The 19,257-nt window shown below is 64.9% G+C and carries 13 protein-coding genes; 1 reads left to right on the top strand and 12 read right to left on the bottom strand.

Annotated elements, in window-relative coordinates:
* Window positions 1-109 precede the first annotated feature (109 nt).
* The 3 genes from eccA to ACFU4Z_RS26165 all read right to left on the bottom strand — a co-directional run bounded on the left by eccA (window position 110) and on the right by ACFU4Z_RS26165 (window position 5,171).
* Window positions 110-1,870, bottom strand: a complete 1,761-nt coding sequence (gene eccA, locus ACFU4Z_RS26175) for a type VII secretion AAA-ATPase EccA (RefSeq protein WP_379067493.1) — start codon at window positions 1,868-1,870, stop codon at window positions 110-112.
* A gap of 583 nt (window positions 1,871-2,453) precedes the next feature.
* Window positions 2,454-4,196 carry a hypothetical protein gene (locus ACFU4Z_RS26170; RefSeq protein ID WP_379067491.1) on the bottom strand — a complete coding sequence of 581 codons (1,743 nt, stop codon included), beginning with the start codon at window positions 4,194-4,196 and terminating at the stop codon, window positions 2,454-2,456.
* A 27-nt stretch (window positions 4,197-4,223) separates the two neighbouring features.
* Window positions 4,224-5,171: a C40 family peptidase gene (locus ACFU4Z_RS26165; protein ID WP_379067489.1), complete on the bottom strand. Its 948-nt coding sequence runs from the start codon at window positions 5,169-5,171 to the stop codon at window positions 4,224-4,226.
* A gap of 182 nt (window positions 5,172-5,353) precedes the next feature.
* Between ACFU4Z_RS26165 and ACFU4Z_RS26160 the strand changes: the two genes are divergently transcribed.
* Window positions 5,354-6,391 carry a hypothetical protein gene (locus tag ACFU4Z_RS26160; protein WP_379067487.1) on the top strand — a complete coding sequence of 346 codons (1,038 nt, stop codon included), beginning with the start codon at window positions 5,354-5,356 and terminating at the stop codon, window positions 6,389-6,391.
* A gap of 210 nt (window positions 6,392-6,601) precedes the next feature.
* On the opposite strand, the gene ACFU4Z_RS26155 is transcribed toward ACFU4Z_RS26160, so the two are convergent.
* The 9 genes from ACFU4Z_RS26155 to ACFU4Z_RS26115 all read right to left on the bottom strand — a co-directional run bounded on the left by ACFU4Z_RS26155 (window position 6,602) and on the right by ACFU4Z_RS26115 (window position 19,250).
* Window positions 6,602-8,578 carry a type VII secretion target gene (locus tag ACFU4Z_RS26155; protein ID WP_379067485.1) on the bottom strand — a complete coding sequence of 659 codons (1,977 nt, stop codon included), beginning with the start codon at window positions 8,576-8,578 and terminating at the stop codon, window positions 6,602-6,604.
* A gap of 79 nt (window positions 8,579-8,657) precedes the next feature.
* Window positions 8,658-11,225, bottom strand: coding sequence for a hypothetical protein (locus ACFU4Z_RS26150; protein WP_379067483.1), 2,568 nt, complete (start codon window positions 11,223-11,225; stop codon window positions 8,658-8,660).
* Window positions 11,176-11,487, bottom strand: coding sequence for a hypothetical protein (locus ACFU4Z_RS26145; RefSeq protein WP_379067481.1), 312 nt, complete (start codon window positions 11,485-11,487; stop codon window positions 11,176-11,178). The genes ACFU4Z_RS26150 and ACFU4Z_RS26145 overlap by 50 nt, the downstream gene beginning before the upstream one ends.
* A 34-nt stretch (window positions 11,488-11,521) precedes the next feature.
* On the bottom strand, window positions 11,522-11,890 hold the full coding sequence (locus ACFU4Z_RS26140; protein ID WP_379067479.1) for a hypothetical protein: 369 nt from the start codon (window positions 11,888-11,890) through the stop codon (window positions 11,522-11,524).
* On the bottom strand, window positions 11,887-12,639 hold the full coding sequence (locus ACFU4Z_RS26135) for a hypothetical protein (protein WP_379067477.1): 753 nt from the start codon (window positions 12,637-12,639) through the stop codon (window positions 11,887-11,889). Before ACFU4Z_RS26135 ends, ACFU4Z_RS26140 begins: the two co-directional genes overlap by 4 nt.
* Window positions 12,639-12,986, bottom strand: a complete 348-nt coding sequence (locus ACFU4Z_RS26130) for a YbaB/EbfC family nucleoid-associated protein (RefSeq protein WP_379067476.1) — start codon at window positions 12,984-12,986, stop codon at window positions 12,639-12,641. The genes ACFU4Z_RS26135 and ACFU4Z_RS26130 overlap by 1 nt, the downstream gene beginning before the upstream one ends.
* Entirely contained in the window at window positions 12,983-14,503 is a 1,521-nt protein-coding gene (locus ACFU4Z_RS26125; RefSeq protein ID WP_379067473.1) for a PPE domain-containing protein, read from the bottom strand. Before ACFU4Z_RS26125 ends, ACFU4Z_RS26130 begins: the two co-directional genes overlap by 4 nt.
* A gap of 36 nt (window positions 14,504-14,539) precedes the next feature.
* Complete coding sequence (locus ACFU4Z_RS26120; RefSeq protein ID WP_379067471.1) at window positions 14,540-16,930, bottom strand: hypothetical protein; 2,391 nt, start codon at window positions 16,928-16,930, stop codon at window positions 14,540-14,542.
* Window positions 16,931-16,994: 64 nt separating this feature from the next.
* Window positions 16,995-19,250 carry a hypothetical protein gene (locus tag ACFU4Z_RS26115; RefSeq protein WP_379067469.1) on the bottom strand — a complete coding sequence of 752 codons (2,256 nt, stop codon included), beginning with the start codon at window positions 19,248-19,250 and terminating at the stop codon, window positions 16,995-16,997.
* Between the last annotated feature and the right edge of the window lie 7 nt (window positions 19,251-19,257).

Here is a 19,257-nt window from a genome sequence, read left to right as displayed (position 1 = left end):
GCTACCAAGTCCCCTGGCGGCCGGCGCCGTCCGCCCCCGCCCCCCCCCCCCCCGCCCCGCCCCCGCCCCCCCCCCCCCCACGACTGCTAGCGCAAGCGACCGGCGCTCGTCACACCCGAGCGGACGGTGCCAAACCCTCCAGCGCGGTGCTGATGTCGAACGCATCGATCGTCATCAGTTCCTCGTCGGTCATCGAAGCGACATCGACGTTGTCCCTTGTGAAACGGTAGTCGCGCTCCGCCTCGGCGGATTCGACCACGTTACGCACGAAACGTCCGTTGCCTGCCAGGTCGATCAGTCGCCTGCCGTTCTTGGTCTGTTCGGCCAACTCGGCGCAGCGCAAGCGCAGCACCTCACGGGCCTGTTCGGAGAGGATCGAATCCTTCTTGTGCGCAATGTGTTCGGCGATCTGCACGAGTTCGGCCGCGTCGTAGCTCGCGAATCGGATCCGCTTGGTGAACCGGGAGGCCAGACCGTCGTTGGATGCCAGGAACCGGTCGATCTGGTCCTCGTATCCGGCAATGATCACGACCAGCTTGTCTCGGTCGTTCTCCATTCGCGCCAGCAGCGTATCGACGGCCTCTTTACCGAACGCGTCACCACCGGAAAGACCCTCTTGGATCAGTGTGTACGCCTCGTCGATGAACAGCACGCCGCCGAGCGCCGAGTCGATCAGCGCGTTGGTCTTCGGCGCGGTGTGACCGAGATGAGTACCGACCATGTCGTTACGGGACACCTCGACCACGTCGGCATTCTCCACGACACCGAGCCCGGCGAAGATCTTCGCGATCACTCGGGCGATGGTGGTCTTGCCGGTACCGGGAGGACCGGAGAAGATGAGGTGCTGCGACTTCGAATCCACTGCCAGTCCACGCTTGGCGCGCACCTGGTCCATCAACACACCGGACTTGAGCCGGTCGACCTGCTCCTTGACCGAGTCCATGCCGATTTGCGCCTGCAACAGGTCGGAGGCCTCGGCGAGCAGGACATCGCGCTCCGCTTTGGCCGCCGAAGCCGCCACCTCGGCAGGATCATCGCCGGAATTCGGGTCCCAGCGGTCGGTCCTCGATGCGATGACATCCGCGGAGGCGATTTCGAGCCGATAGTTCTTATCCTTGACCGCGCGCTGCCATTCCTCGCGCTGCTGCCACAGCCCGGAACCCTGCAAACCCTTGAGGATCCTGTCGGCGTTGTCATGATCACCGGTGTGCCGCAACAGCATTCCGAGCAGGAAGTGCGCGTCCGCCCAGATGTAGGACAGACTTCCGGATTGACTGTCCTCAACGATCCGCTGCGCGCGGGGCAGCGCCTCACCGATGCGACCCGATTGCGCGAGCGCCTGGGTGGACATCAATTCGGCCGCGATATCGAGCAGCCCGTCCTCGAGCGTCGGGCGTGCCTCGCGAGAGGCGAGCACATCTGTCCACCGCTTGGTCCGGAAATACAGTGACATGCGCACGAAGTCGGACACGTCGTCGCTGGGCACCTCGTCGAGAATGACCGAGGCTTCCTGCCATTCACCACCCTGCGCGTAGGAGCATGCCTGCGCGATCGAGATCTGATCGCGATCGGCCATGGCGACGCGCAGTCCGTACATGCCGATCTCGACCTGGCACCACAGTGCACGATCGACAAGACCGGCTCGCTGCTGGTCACGATAGAGATTGTGCACCGAACGGTAGGCGCCGTAGATCACTTCCTCGGTGACCTCGCCTGCCATTGCGCGCCCCAACCAGGCATCACACATATCAGGATCGAGGTCGGTAGCAGCCCGGAACGCCGCGGAGGCATGCTGCTCATTGCGCACACCGCCTGCGACCAAGGCCAAACTCTGTACACCTGTGTAGAACGCGTCCTCGGCCGCTGACAATTCGGGCTTCCTTCCGCAGATCTCGCCTGAGAGAACGATAGTTACTGCGGATAAGGCTCGACCCGCATCGACTCCCCAACACCGGGAAGTCGATATCCGCCCAATCGAGTCACGACCGCCGGGAGACTACGCCTGGTCGGTACCGACCGCTCGACAGACATTGACCAACTTTGAACGTACCGTCACATGACGGTACCGTTGGCTATGGAGTCGCAGTCATCCCACTTCTGACGACCCCCTTCCGACGGCGGCTGGTGGCCGCAACCCGGCGACCAGCCGCCGCGCGGCAAATCCGCATCAAGTGGCAGTCAGGAATTTCTTGCCGCTGATTGAGTGCACACTATTGAACGTTCCGACAGAACCGAGTACAGTCAAAGACGGATCGCGGTCCCTCATCCCGACGATCTGACCTTAAGAGCAGTGGCCGGTAGCGCCGGCACGCCACCGGCCACTGCATGGTCCATCTCGGCAATCGAGCCGATTCTTCCGCCGCACGCCAGGGCACCACCCTGTACCGTTGTCGCGATTTCATTCCCTCGCAAATCCCCACTCTCGGGAATACGGCACCGCTCACTCCGACGGGCTATTTGTCGACCTTCGGATCGACGCCCTCCGGCGCAGTGACGATCGGTGCCGTCACACGCGGCGGGCCGGAAGCCGCGTCGACCTCAACCGTGACGCGATCCGGCGCGGCGACATCACGATCCTGCTCGGCGACCTTCTCATCGTGTGGCTGCGCGGACGGTCGGTCGACCTTCGGCGCGAAGACTTTGGCCGCGACGTCCGGTGTGCGAGCGACCTTGGACCACGGCGTTTCGCTCGGCTTCCGGTCTGTGGATGCAGAAGTCGCCGAGGGGCGGACGGCCTTGCGCCGCCGCGGCCTGTCAGCTTTGGAGGTCTTCGGCTTGGCACGCCCCCACGGCGTCGCCGAACCTGCCCCACCACGTCCGGAACCTGCCCCACCCTGTCCGGAACGGGGCGGAGCAGACGCTGCCTGTGCCTGCGTCGGGTCGGACATCGCTTGCGGCTGATCGACAGCTGGTCCGACCTGGTGCGCATGTCCACCGATACCTGTGGAGTCAGTGGAAGCGACTACCTGCCCACCCGCGTGTAGACCCGACGCTCGGTCCCGTTCGACCGCGCCGGCTCCCTGCCGACTGTCGGCCGCTGAGGGATCGACACTCGCGGCCGGGCTGAGCACAGTACTTCGACCACCATCGGCGCGATCGGTAGTGTCGCCTGCCCGAGCCGCTCCATCGGGAGTAGCGCCGGACCAACCCGGCGTGCCGGATGACTGTCCGGGGGTCTTCCCCGGTTGCGCGGCATCACCGGTCTGCTGTCCCGGCTCGGCTGTCGGCCGTACCGCATCGGCGGTGGGCCGGTCGGGCGAACTGGATTGCCGATCCTCGCCCGCACCATGGGCGGTCGTCGGCGGGCGGTCGGTCGGCTGTGGCGCGTTGGCCGCGGACGGCGGTTCGTACAGACGCGGCGCCGCAGCGGGCCCCGTATCGGCCGGTCCGATCGGCGCGGCGGGTCCGATCGGCGCGGCGGGTCCGATCGCCGCAATCCGAGGTTCCGGCACCGTAATGTTCGGAGTCTGATCGAATCGGGCGGGTGTCGTAAAGTCGAGCGGCGCTACGTTGGCGGCGAAGGTAGCGGCATGCTTCATGATGTCGTCGGCGTGCTCGTCGAGCACCTTGGCATAGCGCTGCACCTCGTCGGGATCGATCCGCAACGGTATCGATGTTGCGCCGGGATCGGGCACCCCCAGAATGTTGCTTGCCGCGCCGTAGACCACCCCCTTGATCATGTCTTCGATGGTCTGCTCGAGCGGCTCGATCGCCTTTCCGATCACCTCGGCGAGTATGTAGCCCACCAGCATCTGCTGCATCTGAGAGCAGATGTTGCGTGCGGACATCCCGAGCGGGATTGTCATGGGCTGCAATCCGGGTACCAACATCGCGCCGATGTACGACGCCGCCAACGCGGCAAGCTCAGCGAGTACCACCACCTTGACCACGGTGATCACTTCGGCCGCAATTTCCAGCGCCTTTGCGACAAAGCGGCAGGCGCGGTCGAGGTCGGCCATGTGGGTCGCGCTCATGGTGGCCCAGCTGGTTACCAGTTGCTCGTAGGAATATCCCGAATAGACCGCGCCCATATCGTTGATCACGCCGCTGGCCGACTCGTGCGTGTTCTGGACGTTGGTGGCGAAGGTGCGCACCTGCTCGGCGAGGGCCTTGACGTCGTCCTCGTTGATGTCCGGATACGGGATGCCCACCATGTTGAGGAAGTACACGACCTCGCTCGGAATGTCTATGGCCACGCGGTCATCCCCTCCGCATCCGCTGGCTCAAAGCACCCGAACGACGATGGCGTCACTCGACATCCGCGACCAACTGACAGTCGAGCCCGTATACGGCGCCTCGATGACCATGCCGTTACCCGCGGCGAGCTGGACATGTTCGGGCCCTCGCGTGCTGAACGAACTGCCTGGAAAGACCAGATCACCGGGCCGAACATCCCTCGGGTCGACTCGGACCCCGCTGTAGATCTGCTCGTAGGTGGTGCGCGGCAGGACCACCTCGCCGTGGGAAGCCTGCGCGATCGCGTACTGGGTCAGGCCGGAGCAGTCGAAGCCGCCGCCGCTCGGGCCGAGATTGTTGCCGCCACCCCAGACGTACGGAGTTCCGAGCCAGGCGCTCGCGGCACTCACCGCATTGCTGCCCTTCGTCCCATCCGACCGTATTGCGCTTCGGTGCTGCATCCGGGACGCCGAAGCCGAACGAGTTCGATTCCGACGACGACGGCGCGTCGAGGCCGAATGCCGTCCGACCCTCGGCGGGGGCACCGTGGGCGGCATGATTCGCGCCGCCTTCTGCCTGGCATCCGCGACGTCGGCGTCGACTCGTTTGGTGGCATTGGCGATGGTGATATGCGCGGCATCGAGCAACGCTGGGCCGCTGAAGCGGGTACCGCCCACCGAGGCGATCGCCCGCACTCGCGCCTCGAAGTCCGCGATCTGATCCTTCATGTGGGCGCGACCGGTGACCGTTCCGTCGGCGGATTCGGCGGCTGTCTTGAACACGAGAGCGTCCTTGCCCGAATGTGATTGGGCAATCGAGTTGTGCGCGCCTCGCGCATCGCTGTAGCCGACCGCAATTGCTCCCGCATGAGAGCGCATCTCGGCCTCCAGCGCCTTGACCGCCGCCGCTTGACCTGCTCCGGGCTGACCCTCGCCATAGAGCCCGAGCAGCGATTGCAGTACTCCATGCAGGTCTTCAGTCAGTGTCTGTGCCATTCGACCGACTCGCCATCGCGCATCACCCGACCGCCTTTCACATCCTGCCCGAACACAATGGGGCCGCCTCGCAGCGGCGTCTTGTCGGCCCTGGAGGTATGTAAGTAGTTCAACTATGCAGCACTCCCCAAGTTTGGGAAGCGACGACAATGGGGGGACTTCCAGAGAGGCGGTGCCGGCGCATGGTGGTGAAGGCGGCGAATACCGAAGCTGAAAAAGCGGCAGAGCTCGCGGCCAAGTCCAAGCCGAAGCCATTGCCGAATACCGTCGGTAAGAATTACTGGCCGGTCAAGCTGGCGACCCCAGCGGGTGCGTCGGCGGGCCTCAAAGCCTTCATCACAATGGGCGAAGCCGCGATTCAATCCGCGGTCGACCTCCTCGGTCGCGGCACCACCAAGCCGCCACCGCAGGTGGAAGATCTCTTGCGACCGGTCGTGTACGAACACCTCGGCGAAAGCAAGCTGACCGAAGGCTATAAAGAAGCCCTCAACATGGTCGAGTCGCGCAAGTCGGCCCTACTCACGTTCGACACCGAGGTGCTCAAGACCTCGATCGTGGTGGCCGCCGACCAGGACAAGACGCTGCGCGATATCAAAGACATCGTCGCCGACCTCAACACCAAGCTGAAGTCTCCAGGCAGCGCCACACTGAAGGCCCCGGAGGAATCGGCCCTGTTGAAGGCGGTCGCCACCGCTGTGGACAAGGTGTACGACCTGGTGACCGAGGTCGCCAAGAGCAACGAAGAAAAAGCCAACCCCGGGAAGGGCAACGGCAACGGCGGAGGCAACGAGAATGGCAACGGCGGGGGCAACGGCGGCGGAGGCAGCGGCGGCGGAGGCCAAGGTGACGCAGGCGGCGGTTTGGGGGGCGCGCTGCAAGCGCTTGCCCCGATGGCGATGATGATCCCGATGGCGATGATGCCGCTGGTCCAGATGGTGCCGGAGCTGATGAAGCAAGATCAGGAAAACAAAGAGAAAGAACGCGAAGCGGCCGAGGAGAAGCAAGCCGAGGCCAACCAGGCGCAGCCCGCGGCTGCTGCACCGGCCCCTGGCGATCCCAATGCTGCACCGCAGCCGGGTCCCCCCGCTATCGCACTGCCCAACCTACGCACGAATGCTCGTTCCCGAACACAGCAGGGCTCGACAGTGTCGGCGAACGACGGCTCCGAAACGGGCGACGAAGAGCAAGATCTGGAACAAGAACCTATGGCCGAAGCGTAGGCAAGCGCGAAATGCCGGTCGCCGTATGGCGACCGGCATTTTTCTGTTTCCTGTGTCTGTGCGCAAGGTAGATATGCACGCATGATGGGTGCCCGCTGTGCGCGCAGGACCGGCACTGTCGGCCTCAGATCGGCGGAAGGGGCGGAGCAGATAGCCGTTCGGCCGGGAACGGTCCGGCTGGTATAGCAGCCGGACCGCCCTCGGCGCCGCTCACGACCCTTCCGGCGCCCCTGCTGGTGGGACGACCGGAGGCACCGTCGGCGGAGCGACCACCGCGCCTGCGGGTGGTCCCGCGATATTCGGCGCGGAAACGCCCGGAGCGGTAACCCCGGTGGCGGCAGGACGGACAACACGCTCCGGCTCTGCGGTCGTCACCGCGGCGGGAACCGGGACGAACAGCGGATGCTCCACGATCTGGTCGTGCGCGTACACGACATCACGCAAGCTCTGCGCCGTCGGTTCTTCCGCGAGCAACAGCACCAGCTCGTTGCACCGACGCTCGAACACCATGTCGCGCAGGACCGAAACCTCGGCGTCGACCCGCAGCTGTCCCAGTTCCACTCGGCCGACATCGACTCGGCGCGACAGCATCGACGCAGCCAGCAGATCGTCGGCGTCACGCAATTCGTCCCAGACCTGTCGCGGCACCGTCCGACCCGCCTCTATGGAGCTCAAGATCTGTTCCCGCAACTGTCGTGATCCGGCCGCATCGGCGGTCGCCCGTACCGAACGCCCGACCTGCGCATGCGCATCCTGTACCAGCTCGACGCTGCGCGTGCGAACCTGCGCGTCGGGTACTGCGGCAAGCTGGTCCGAGACCACCGCCGGGCTGGTCAGGCCAAGTCGGTCGGTGGTATCCGGCGTTGGTTCGCGCAGGTCGACGTCGTAGGCCGGACCGACAAGCCCTGCCATCGCGACATCGTTGAGGCGCGAACTCAAACCTGGGTCGATCGGACCGGAAGACACGATCGCCGACAATGCGGCATTGGCCTTGACGCCCCAGGCCAAACCGAACTCCGCGAGAACCCGCGCCGGATCGGAAACGCCTTCCCAGGGCGACGCGCTGCCTTCTTCGCCGGCGAGCAGTTCGTCCCACTGCCACGGCGTGGATACCTCACGCGGCAGGAACAGCCGCGCGGGCAGCCACCCACGTCCTTCGTTCGAGGTGATGAACACGCCGGGTCCGGCAGGTCCGCGCAGAACCGCTACCGCCCAGACCATCCCCACCGGGGAATCGACGGCCGCCAGCACGCCGGCGAGCAGGGTCCGCGCGAGTACCAGGTCGTCGTTCACCTGGTCGCCGACAACGTACGCCGGTTCGGCTGCCTGGTCCTTGGCCGCGGCGACCGCCGCACCGAACGGTGTCATCGGCGCTACTGGAATCACCGACGGCGTGCCGTCCGCAGGATTCGCGGACGCCGCCGCACGATCGTCGATCGGTGTGTACAACGGCGGCCTGCCAACGGGCTCGGCGATCGCCTCGGAGGGCGGAGCCGTCGCACCGGCGGCGAGTGGAGGAGCTGAGGGCGCGGGACCTGTGCCGACCGAGGCCTCGGCGGGGCCGCCTGCCGATGCGGCGGGCGGGTCGACGACTCCCCCACGGGGCGCACCGACACCTGGTTGTTGTTGGCTCGAGCCCGGTTCCCCGGCATTCGCGGCGGCAGGCAGGGAAGTCTCCGGTCCTGGTGGGACAGAACCCGGCACAACAGGACCTGATTCCACAGGAACCGGCGGTATGTCACCAGGAACCACACGGCCGACCATGCCGCCGACCAGGCCGTCGTGCGGCCTGACGACCCGTGCCCCGCCGCCCATGTCGGAATCGCCGCCGGGTTGCTGCCCTAGCGGCGTCGATCCGGAACCGCCGCCGCCGCCCGGCTCCATGGTCTGGTTGATGTTCGCTGCGAACTCATCGTCGAAGTTTTCATAGTCGTTCGCCGAGGCTTGCAATGAGTCCGCGGTGCGATCGTGTTCGAGGGCGAGCGCTTCGCCTGCCCGCTGTCGGGCGTCGTAATAGCGGATCAGCGCATCGTGGACCGGCGAGGCGATCTTGCCGTAGGTGGGCAGGAAGGAGGCGAGCCAATCTGCGGGCGGCTTGGCCCACTCCCTGGTGTCGCGAGCGACCTGGCGATGTTGCTCGGCCAGCTGACGCAGCACCGTGGGGTCGATTTCCATGCTGTCCGGCACGCGCGATCAGTCCTTTCCCACCAATGACCTCATCATTGTCAATCCTTCCCATGATTGGGAAGCAGTGATCGCCGCTGCTTCATCGTCCGGGCCCCGCCGTGATGGTCGGGCGTCGCGCCGCCGTGACCGCCGGTGCCGGCCCTGGTGACGTCGGCGCAACGAACGACGGGTGCCCGATAATCTGCGCGTGGGCGTAGATCGCATCACGCAGGCTTTGCCGCGACGGAGCATCCTCCAGCAGCAGCACGATCTCGTCGCACCGCCGTTCGAACACCATGCCGCGCAATGTGGTCAGATCGGATGCCGATCGGCCCGCGGTTTGCTCGGATCGCAGCTCGCCGAGAGCCACCGCGGACACATCGGCCCGGTGCGACAGCATCGTGGCCGCGAGCAAATCATCGGCGTCACGCAATTCCTCCCACCAGTCCTGCGGCACCTCGTGCCCTTGGCGCAGCGCGATCAGAATGCGCTCGCGCAGTCCCGATGTTCCGAATGATTGGGTCGAACCCAGCCCAGCCTGACCGACCCGCACATGTGCATCGGTTGCCAGTTCTATGCTGCGTCGGCCGATTTCGGCAGCAGGGGTCGCATTGGCTCGGTCCAAGAGCGCAGGCGCGCCCACCAACGCAAGACGATCCACTCGCCCCGCGCCCGATGTGGTCAGATCCATCGCAGATGATGCCCCGACTTCCCCGGCCGACGGCACGTCCCCGAGCTGGCGACGCATGTTCACGTCGATCGTCTCCGATGAGGCGAGCGCCGTCAGGTTGGCTCCCGACTTGCGCCCCCAGGCCAGTGCGAATTCGGCGAGCACCCGCGCCGGATCGGCAACGCCCTCCCAGCCGGATCCCTCGGCGACCTCCCACACCCAGGGCGTGGACACCTCCCGTGGCAGGTACAAGCCAGGGGGCAGCCAACCGCGCCCCTCGTTCGATGTCACGAATGCGCTGATGCCACTGGGGTGTCGCATCACAGACACGGCCCACCCGATGCCGACCACAGACGAACCGACCGCAGCGAGTACGCCACTCAAAATCGTGCGTGCCAGCACCAGGTCGCCGTCCACCCGATCGCCGAGCACGAACGACGGTGCTGCCGCGGAGGTCATCGCGGCGCCGACTACATTGCGGATCAGTTCGTTGCTGCCACTCTCCTCCGCGGGCTCGCCACCGCGATCGCTACTGGTCGCGGACTGCGATTTGGCAACCGGTGCGACAGTATTCGAGGCCGGGCCCGCCGAAACCTTCGGCACGATCGACGGGGCCTTCGATTCGGCCGACTGTGCCATCGGCTTGACTTGCGCCTGCGATCCCACCCCGGGCTGCGCGGCCTGCGCCGTCGATCCGGACGGCGCTGCCGAGGCGGTCACCGAGGACCCGAGTGGCGCGCCCGACATGGGCATCGCCATCGGCAGCGCCGGGTCCGGTTCGGTCATCGACAGGCCTGCTGCAGCCAGCGCGGCAGTGGGAACTCCGCTCGGATACGTGCCGGAGGTAGCCTCCTCGGGTGTCCTGGCTCTGCCTGCGGCAAGCGGCTCGCCCGAGGCGGCATCAACGTCTGTGTCTGCCTCCGCGGGGCCGTGCTCGACGGCGGCAGGCTCTGAACTCGAACCCATCGGGCCGGAACGCGCCGGCGCATTCGGCGCGGTGCTCGAGTTGTCCTCGTGACCGCTACTCGGCGCGAATGGCGTGGCGGCGGTGGCGCCGGCCGGAACTGTGGTGTGGGGCGTCGACGCATTCGAGGGCGAAGTCACCGGCGAATCTGCTGTCGAACCATCAGCTGGTTGGTCCCCGGCGTCGAGGTCGGATATCGGACGATCGCGGGGCTGATGCTCGGGCATGCCGAGGATGTCGTCCAGCGGAGGCCTCGGCCCCAGCGGGCCGTACGGACCATACGGGCCGGACGGGCCGGACGGGCCGTGTGGCCCGGGCCGCGCTTCGCCGGGTCGATGTGGTGCGGACGGGCCGTGGTCGTCGTGCTTACCGGAATGATCGGTGGCCGGACGATGTTTCCCGGGCCCACCGGAACCGCCGGCTTGTCCAGGCTCCCATGGACCGGGCATGCCCAATGCGTCGGCGATGAGGGCAAGGGTCGGCAACCCTGTCGGGCTAATCGAGTTCATCGCGGTGCGCGTCACGTCCTCGACCTCTGCTTTCGCGGCGGCGATGATGCCGGGGATCCGCGCTTTGGCCGCGTCGGCCTCCTCTTTGTCCTCAGTGCTGTCGGCCGTGCGTGATTCGGCGTCGGCTCGTCGCGTAGCCCGTTCCACGATGTCCAGGATCTGATTCCGCGTCCGGTACACCAGATCCGAGAAATCGCGGAAGGTATCGGCTGCTGCCTCCAACGCGTCCGCGAAAGCCTGCGGATGGGCGCGCTGGCTGAGCATGTCGTCCTTGACCACCTGCAATCCGGCGCTGGAGCGCACCCGTTCGTCGAAGGCGCGACGGTGCTGGTCCATCTCGAAAAGATCGAGTGCGGCCGCTCCGTCACGCGCGGTCTGTTCGAGCGCGCTCCAATCGGAGGGAGGAATCTCCGGCCAGTTGTCGTCGACGATGGCATTCCAGTACGGACTGTTGCGCTCCGGCTCCATCAGCAATTCAGACCGACGTGCGATGGACTTGCTGGGCGCCCGCAGTGTCCTCCGCATCGAACGCACCGGTGGTGTGCTCGGTGTGTTCGGAAGTTGCCTGCGCACGCCTCTGGGCTCGCGGTATGGCGTCGATAATCGTCTTCCCGATCCAGTGACGCACCTTCTCGAGACCGTTGTCGAGCTCCGATTGGGCACGATGGATAGGCGCCAACTCCTGGACGACTGCCTTGGCCTTCCCGGTGTAAGACGTCACTGCCCCGGTGAAGCCATGGGCGGCTGCGTTTACTCTGTGCGACTCGTCCATATTCAGATCGGTCATATCGGTGTCCTGTCTCGGAGTTCCGGAAGTCTCGTCAGGAGGTGGTTCTGCCGAATTCGGCGTCCTCCATGGCTCGGTAGGAAGCCTCGGTCGGAAGATCGAAGGAATCGATGGTGTAGGGCAGCGAGCCCTTGCGCTCCATCTCGTTGCGCAGCCCTACCCGGGACTTCGCATGTGCCAGGCGCGCGAGCTTGAGGATCTCTGCGGCCAGCCAGTCGTCACCGTTTTCGAGCGCGTCGTCGGCGACATGCATGCCGATGATCTCGCCGTCTCTGTCACACGCGACGCCTGCGGTGTGATCAGGATTGAACACCTCGAAGGTCCTGGTCTCGTACGCCGAAGCGTCGAAGTCCTGCTCGTCCAAATCGAGGTCGTCCACATCGAGGGGGAAATTCTCATTCATCGGTTGGCCTCCGAGCGTCGGTGTGAGGAATGGGATCTGATCGAGTAGTCGGTGACCGAGCCGACGGGCGGCCCCGCGGATTCGGCATCATCGGCGTCCAGTCGCTCCGCGAGCGCGGCCCAGGCCTCGTCCTCGATCCGCATCACATGACTCAGCGCCCAGAAGCGGGAGCCCAGATACATCTCCCCCGTTCCGTCGACCTCGAGCTCGAGGTGGTCGGGGCCTTCAGTGGCCGCGTTGAGGGTGATCGCAGTGACCGGCGGGCGGGAGTCGTCGACATTGACGATCAATGCGCCGCCACCGGGAATGAAGCTCTGTCGCAATCGGGGGCTGGAGCCGATCGCGACATCCGAGCAGTTGGTGGTGACGGTGACTTCCGTGTTCAGCATCAGTTGCAGCACCCAGGATCGGGCCGCCTGCTCGGGGAAGTCTGCGTTGATCGATATGGCAAGGGTGGCCGCGAGGTCCACGACGAGCAAGGCTTCCGCCGTGGTGACACCGACGATTACCAACCGCCTTGCGGTGCCGACAGGATGTGGTAGATCGTCGGCAGCCACCGTGATGACGTCCGAGCCACCACCGGATCCGGCCACGGGATGCGCGACGACAGTTCCGGTGGCCACCTCGACGGTATAGGCGGCGATTATCCCGGACGCTTGCTCGGCGACACCGGCCAAACGCACGAGCCCTTCCTCATGCAGCCACCGCACCGTATCGGCGATGGTGACCTCGGGGACGGCGGCGGTCATCACGCCTGGCTCGGTGCGGCCGCGGCCGACACCGATTCCTCGTCATCGCCCATCACGGACGGGACTTCCATGATCGTTTGGTACTGCCGAGCCGCGTCGGCGGTGCTCTCGCGGATGGCGGCCATGATCTCGGCGGTCAACTCGGCACCGGTGAGACGTGCCGCGGTACCCGGCGCCAGATACAGGTCGGTCAGCCTGCCCATCGCGTCGACTTCGGGGATGACCGCGCCGCTCGGCGAAGGCCGCCTGGCCCGGATGTTGTCGATCCGCTCGCGCATGTCGGCGATCTTGTGCCGCAGCTCGCGCGCGGCATCCAGCGCGGCCTGCACGTCGGGATGGATAGTCATGCGGTACCTCCGGATTGGCTTGAATTCTGGTTGCTCGGGCCCGGCGTCGGCGGCGTCACCGTCGGGGCGATGGTCGGTCGCTCACCGATCACCAGATCCGTGTGCGGCGTGTCGTCGACGTACATCAGGCGGTCGGGGTGCCATGCCACCACACGGCTGCGGTCGCCGCCACCCCCACCGGCACCACCCGCTCCGCCCGGCGACATCGGCATGTACGGCATCCCCGCACCGCCCGCTCCCATCCCGCGCGCTCCGGCCGCCCCGGCTCCGCCGGCGAGCGGTTCGATCACCTGAGTGCGTGGCAGTCCGTCCCTTCCGCCACTCGAGAGGGCTCCCGTGGGCGCAACGGTAGGCAGGCCAGTGCCCGACATGTTCTTGATCGCGGCGGGCGACGGTATGCCGCCGGCCGATGACGGGCTCGGGATACCACCACCACCACCACTCGGCACCACGCCGGCCGGGCTCGGAATTCCGTAATCCCCGTAGTCGTCGAGCCCGTAATCATCGTAATCATCGAGCGGCTCCGAGGTGTCCTGCCCCTGCTGCAACCCGGTCATCCCGCTCATCAGAGCAGGCAGCATCGACATGAGTGCATTGGGGTCGCTGCCCTGACCCGTACCGCTGCCATTCCCATTCCCATTGCCGTCGCCTTTGCCGTCACCGGAATCGTCGCCGGAATCGTCACCCTCGGGAACTTTCGAGCCGACCTCCGTGGTGTAACCCGCGATCGTCTCCGCCGAAAGAGCGTTCTGCGCTTGGAATTTCGCCAGCGCCTCCTCGATCGCGAGCTGATTCTTCGACCGCATCGCCGAGAGCAGCTTCTTGCGCGCTGCCTTGATCTCCTGCGGCGTCGGATGCTTGTCCTTTGCCGTCCGGAAGGCGTTCCCGTAGGTGTCGGCGGCGTCGGCCAGCGTGTGCATTTGGCTGCCGAACCGATCCAGCCAACCACGATGCTGGGCAATATCGGCGGCCGCGGCCGATCCCACCGGCCGCCAGTTCTGCATAGCCTGCGCGGCTTGGTCGGCGCCCTCGATAGCGTTCGCGTGGAAACTGCCCGCGAACTGTCGAAGCGATTCGGCGAAGCTGGTCGCCCCACCGGGACCGGGGCCCTCGTGCAATTGCTGCGCGAAGGTCAGCGGATCGACCGTGCCCCCACCCGCCGGGAACGTATGCACCGGTGCCCGCCGTAAACCGACCGGCTCCACCACGGGTACGGGATTGGCGACCTCATCGGCCCCGAAACCTCCGATCTTCTGGGCCCCCTCCGCGTCGCCCTTGCTGTACTCGGTTGCCGCGGCCCCGATGTGGTGCGCGGTCTGCTGAAGGTTATTGAGAACCTGAGCTACTCCGTTGAAGACCTTGGCCGCGTCGTTGTTGAGCCGCGGCACATACGACGCGGAGATCGGGTCAGCGCCCGCAGGCGGGACCCAACCCTTGGGCAGTGCCATCCCCGTCTGCCGCGCCAACTCGGCAAGCCTCGCCGCGTTACGGACCAGTTCGTGCAGATCGACTTCCATCGCGATCGTTGCCTCCTCTCACCACTCGTTCGGCAATCAGCCCGCGGGCATCGCGACGACCGGCACCGCCGCGGCCGCGGACTGATCACCCGGCATCGGCATGCCGCCGGACATGCCGTCGTCCGCCGATGCGGCTGTACCGATCCCCTGCGGATGGACGAATCCGCTGAACGGACCGAATTCTCCTGTGCTGTCGGCCATCAATGGGGCGAGCTCCGTCAGTTTGCCGTTCACCACGACATCGAGGGAGCTGTCCGTGCCTTCGTCACCGGACCCGAACTTTACGACGATCGCGGTGCGACCCTCTTCCCACATGGCGATGTCTCCGGTCATCAAGTCCGGGCCAGGGCTGACCCGCTCGCCGATCTTCTTGTCGTCGGTCCACTTGGCCTTGGTGTTCTTGTAGGCGTCCTTGGCACTGGTGTCCTCTTTGCTTGCGAACGCGATGTCCAGGGCTTGGGCAACCGCCAGCGACACCTTCTGGGTGCGAGTGCGACCGTCTTCCCATTTGAACGTGTAGACGATGTTTCCGTCCGGATCCGGTGTGCGACCGGGAAGGGCGCCGCCCGGCTGTCCTGGCACGCCGGTGTTGGTCGGCGGGGTGACGTGCTGCACCGGGGGGGCGGTCGTCGGGGGGGCCGTCGCGGCAGGCTGCGCGGTGACGGGAGGGGCGGCCGCGGGCGGGTAGGCCATGGCCGGATCGTTTCGGTACCGATCTGGATCGAGGCCATCTTGCAAGTTCTGGTTCCGACTGGGATCCATGCTCTCCATCATCTGCCGCTGCATGGCCATCTCCATCATCTGCCTGCCGAGCTCGCTGCCCATGCCGCCCGCACCGGCTCCTGCCAACTGCGGTGTTTGCGGCATCTGCGGCACATTGGCCTGATTCCTGATGCTGTCGGCTGCGCGTTGGAGCGAGTCGCCGATGTTGTTGGGGTTGCTCGGGCTGTCGGGGTTGAGCGGGCTGTTGGGGTTTTCGGGGTTGAGCGGGTTGTTGGGGTTGAGCGGGCTGTCGGGGTTGAGCGGACTGTTGGGGTTGAGCGGACTGTTGGGGTTGTTGGGGTTGAGCGGATTGCCGAGGTTGCCGTAGTTGGGCGGGTTCGGTATGAAGCCGGGGTTCTGTTGGCTGGCTTTCATTGCGTCCAACGAAGCTTGCATGTCCTTCTTCATTGTCGCACTCTGCTCGGCAAGCGCCTTCGTCTGCTTCTCTTCGAAACCTTTTATCCACTCTTCAACTGGAGTGGCATTCTTTTCATTCTTGTTAGCGCCATCTTCGGTGGTATTATCGATCGCAAGAAATCCCTGCTCGAGCGCATTCATAAATTCCGCATCATTGCCTTTTTTGGACTTGTAGACAAGCCCGTTCAAACCAGCAATGAGTTCTTTGATGTTTTGCTTTCCAGCCGCAGATACTTTGCCGACTTCATGGAGCAAATCGGGCAACCCTTTCTGAAGGTCGCTGAAGTGTTTCGCCGCGGTCGCCATATCGCTAGCCGCTTTCTCGTACGACTTCCCACCTGCGCCCGTCAAGCCTGCGACCTGAGCGGTCGACAGTACTGGCGCGGGCGGCAAATTCAGCTTCACCTCGTTCTTGAGGTCGCCGAACATCCCGTAAGTGTCGTTGAGATAGACCGCCAACGAGCCCGTCGGCCCAGCGTGGTACTCCTTGAGAACAGGGGCCAAAATTGGCGGCTGCACCAGGAATCCTGTGGTATTCGGATCCGTTTTCGGGAAGTTCTTGGTATCGGGTGCGAAAGGGGCCTTCGGATAGAGTGACACAAAATCGCCCACCCAGATGAAGGTGATTTCGGGCTCTTCGTCGGGAGTATAAGAATCGCTATTGAAAAGAGACCATCCGGTTGAGTGGGCGAGTATGTTCGCGCCCATCGCGATCAGCGCACGGCCAGCGGCGAGTCTAGTACCTTCGAAGACTCTTGGTGTCGCCGGACCTGCAGGGGATTTCGTACGAAACTGTTTTTGTCTGAGCTCGATTTGCTTCTTCAACTTCTCGAGATCGTCGACCGAGCTCGTCACCTTCGCCGCCTTCGCGGCCGCCTTCGCGACGTCAGCAGCGTCTTTGGCAGCATCGCGCGCGTCTATGTACCCTTGGTGCGTGGGCCCACCCACTTTCGCACGAGGGTGTTTAGTCGCGAAATTAGCCAGATCGTCTTCCGCCGTTTTAAGCGCAGTGCCCGTATCGCTCACCTTTTTAGCGATGCCCGTGTTGGTCAGGTTTGACGCCAGGTTCTTGGTGTACTTTCTCCTCAAATACGCTCCCCCCGCCTCGCCGAGAGCGGCACCTGCCGCTCCGACACCGGCGGCTTCAATCGTTTTCTCCAAATCACCGGTTTGGAGGTATTCACTCAGACCACCGCCTACGGCACCGCCCAGGATCCCGGAATACTTTTTGGGCATAAGCTTGCCCATACCCAGAGTGACAGCAAAATCTGCCGCGAAACCCACCCATGGACTTGCATTCAACGGATACCCCTTATGCCGGAACTACAATGGAGGCACCGGCCGACGAGTCGGCGGGCGCAGTGGATGTCGGAACTGCGGCATCGGGGGCAGCCACGGGGATCTCGATACCGGCCGGATGCAGGAATCCGGCGAAGGGCCCGAATGCGCCCTGCTTACCGCTCGCCTCGGCGGCGAAGGGGCGAAGTTCACCGTCCACGATCATCTCGAAAGATGTGTTGACATCGGATCCGAAGGCAACCACGAGGGCCGCGGTTTCCCGCCAGGCCTCGACATCGCCGGGTATCTTTTCGCGCCACAACGCGACATCACCGGTCATCAATTGGTAGGGATCAACCGGTTCGCCGAGGTCCTTGTCCGCAGGTACGGCGGCCGAGGTCTTGGCATAGGCCTGGCGAGCATCGGTGCCCGCGGCGTTGCCGAACGCGGCGTCGAGCGCATGAGCGACCACCCTGGAGACCCGCTGAGTTCGCCCATCCGGGAACGTGTAGATCAAACTGTCCTCCTCGCTCGGCGCCTGTACCTGTGCCGCCAGCCCCGATATCGGTGTCGCCGATGCCCGAGCGGGTGACGCTGCCTGCGCCGCTGCCGAGGGGGTGGCGGGCTGCTGCTGAGTCGAGGATGCGGGCTGATTGGCCGCTGCCGGGGCACTGCCCGGTACTGCACCGGTCTTCGCTGTGTCGTGGCCGCCACCCTCCGCCGCACTATCGTCTTCGGCGGAACGGCGATTCCCAGTCGTGTTGTTGTTCATAAGGAACGGCAATAGGTTCTGCATGCCGGTGGCCGCCGGCGTGGGCAGTGTCGCGGGCACACTGGGCACAGTCGGCATCTCCGATGACGCATCCGGCGAGACGTCGGGTGACTGGGAGCCCGCTTTTGCCGCAGGCTGGTCGGTAGCGCGCGAAGGGCTGTCGTCATTGGTGGTCGAACTGCCCGGTTTGCTCGCCGGACCGGTGTCCCATTCCCACGACTTCGGCGGACCGTCGACTGCGGCGCTCACCGGCGATGTCGAGATCCCGGTGCCGACGGGATTCGTGCCGGCATAGGGGGTGTAGCCCGTAGGGCCGGTCCTGTCGGTGACCTTGTCGTCGGTGACCTTGTCGTCGGTGACCTTGTCGTCGGTGACCTTGACGTCGGTGACCTTGCCGCCATCGGTCGGCGTCGCAGCTTCCGGTTTCTTCCCATCTATGGCGGCGGCGAAAGCCTCGAACTTGGCTGCCCAACCAGGGCCCTTGTCTGTGCCGTTCATAGCGACGTTGAGGGTATTCATGACCGACTCGACGACGCTGAGGACAAAATTGTCTTCATTGAAATCCGCTTCAGTAGCGAATTTCGTACCGTCCAACACTCCAGCCTCGGAATATTTCCCGATCGCCTTGACGTCATGGGGATGCGTGCCCGCCATTTCATTGACCCCTTTGACGAGTTTGTCGATGTCGGCCTTGCCCGCAGCGCAGTCCTCAGCCGTCTTTTTGAGAACACTCGCTACAGCAATATCTGCCTCGCGAATGGAATCATAGATGGATCTCAGCCCATCGACCCGCGCCACATAGCTGGGCATATTTGCCATCGAAGCACCAGCTACCGCCGGCACAGCAAGCTTTTCCGGAGGCGGCGTGTACGGGCCATTGCCGAAACTCAGCCATGTTGTGATATAGATAGGAGGCAGACCTCGATAATGAGTCTCCGGCACCAGCGACAATACTAGTCCATCCGGAAGGGCAGCCGGGTTGGGCATCATCACGTGGGAAAGTTCGGCCGGAATATCGGGTGGGCTGATGTCGATAAGGGGAATGGTGCCGAGCGGTGGCGGTGTGTGATCTCCCCAATAACGGTCGATCATGTCGGGGATCCATTGGGGTGCCGTGACCAGAGTTTCGATTTTCGCCGCACCAAAGCCGGCGCCCATGAGTCCCCGCCACGGAGTACTGCGTCCGATGAGCGTCATCGGAAGCTGGGCCTCTATCCATGCGGTTGGCATTCGGCCTCGCACCGCCGATTTCAAGCCGGCGGAACTCAAGCTGATCGCGGTTCGGCCACTCGCCTGAAACGCGGTCCGCACGCCGAGGCCACCAATTCCGCCACCGAGAAGACCGCCGACAGCTCCATAGGCCATGCCCTTGCCGATCTCGCCCCAGTCTCCACCGCTCTCGATGGCTGCGGCGATGCCGCCGACAACCCCACCGAGCAGCGCGGCACCCGCAGGCCCGCCGATGGCGTATCCAGCGACTCCGGCGATGCCCGTGGCAAGGCTTCCCCAAAAACCCATGGCGGTT

It is taken from the genome of Nocardia sp. NPDC057440, assembly GCF_042802915.1.
Lineage (GTDB): Bacteria > Actinomycetota > Actinomycetes > Mycobacteriales > Mycobacteriaceae > Nocardia.
Note: the sequence above shows the minus strand (reverse complement) of the source record. Positions and strands in the feature narration are given on the sequence as shown.

What these genes read in the sequence shown, in the direction of transcription:
- ACFU4Z_RS26165 (WP_379067489.1), bottom strand. Translation starts at nt 5,171, where the DNA reads ATGGCACAGACACTGACTGAAGACCTGCATGGAGTACTGCAATCGCTG.
- ACFU4Z_RS26160 (WP_379067487.1), top strand. Translation starts at nt 5,354, where the DNA reads ATGGTGGTGAAGGCGGCGAATACCGAAGCTGAAAAAGCGGCAGAGCTC.
- ACFU4Z_RS26150 (WP_379067483.1), bottom strand. Translation starts at nt 11,225, where the DNA reads ATGCGGAGGACACTGCGGGCGCCCAGCAAGTCCATCGCACGTCGGTCT.
- ACFU4Z_RS26145 (WP_379067481.1), bottom strand. Translation starts at nt 11,487, where the DNA reads ATGACCGATCTGAATATGGACGAGTCGCACAGAGTAAACGCAGCCGCC.
- ACFU4Z_RS26140 (WP_379067479.1), bottom strand. Translation starts at nt 11,890, where the DNA reads ATGAATGAGAATTTCCCCCTCGATGTGGACGACCTCGATTTGGACGAG.
- ACFU4Z_RS26135 (WP_379067477.1), bottom strand. Translation starts at nt 12,639, where the DNA reads ATGACCGCCGCCGTCCCCGAGGTCACCATCGCCGATACGGTGCGGTGG.
- ACFU4Z_RS26130 (WP_379067476.1), bottom strand. Translation starts at nt 12,986, where the DNA reads ATGACTATCCATCCCGACGTGCAGGCCGCGCTGGATGCCGCGCGCGAG.
- ACFU4Z_RS26125 (WP_379067473.1), bottom strand. Translation starts at nt 14,503, where the DNA reads ATGGAAGTCGATCTGCACGAACTGGTCCGTAACGCGGCGAGGCTTGCC.
- ACFU4Z_RS26120 (WP_379067471.1), bottom strand. Translation starts at nt 16,930, where the DNA reads ATGGGCAAGCTTATGCCCAAAAAGTATTCCGGGATCCTGGGCGGTGCC.
- ACFU4Z_RS26115 (WP_379067469.1), bottom strand. Translation starts at nt 19,250, where the DNA reads ATGGGTTTTTGGGGAAGCCTTGCCACGGGCATCGCCGGAGTCGCTGGA.